The following is a 532-nucleotide window of genomic DNA, read 5'->3' as shown; positions in this document are numbered from 1 at the left end:
GGAACGATTCTTCTTCTACTTGGCCTTGACGCGAGCCGATGAATCTTTGCATATAACCTGGGCTCTTGCCGATGAAGGCGGTGAGGCTTTAATGCCGTCGCCGTGGGTCGGATTGCTTGTAAATCGCGGTTACGTGAAGGCCGAGAGTTATACGGGAATGATTACGGCCCAAAATGGGGCTGACTATTTAGTTAATGCACGGGCGGCGTTGCATTTCTTACCGTCTGCCTTAAGGTCAGCCAAAGACGGCAAACGAATCAATGATATTTGGTGGGCCCTGTACGATTGGGCGCTGCTGAACGGATACGACGACAGTGTACATACTATAGGTGCAGGACTGTTTTATAATAATCGGGCGCAGGCCTTGGGCAAAGGTTTGATTGAGCATCTGTTTTTGAAAAATAAAACCTTACGCGGGTCTGTTACTTTGCTGGAGGCATATCGTAAATGCCCCTTTGCCTTTTTTGCCAAGTACGGCTTAAAACTTAAAGAACGTCAGGAATACGATTTCGCGGCACCCGACTTGGGTACG

1 protein-coding gene is annotated in these 532 nt (G+C 48.7%); it reads left to right on the top strand.

Annotation, left to right across the window (positions count from 1 at the left end; translation table 11 throughout):
* Positions 1–532, top strand: a 532-nt coding sequence (locus PGX78_RS09420) for a PD-(D/E)XK nuclease family protein (RefSeq protein WP_270446708.1), incomplete at both ends; no start/stop codon positions are given.

The sequence above is a fragment of the Megasphaera sp. AF13-6AC genome (genome assembly GCF_027685385.1).
Classification (GTDB): domain Bacteria; phylum Bacillota; class Negativicutes; order Veillonellales; family Megasphaeraceae; genus Megasphaera; species Megasphaera micronuciformis.
The sequence above is the reverse complement of the archived record's forward strand: the minus strand, read 5'-3'. Positions and strand labels throughout refer to the sequence as shown.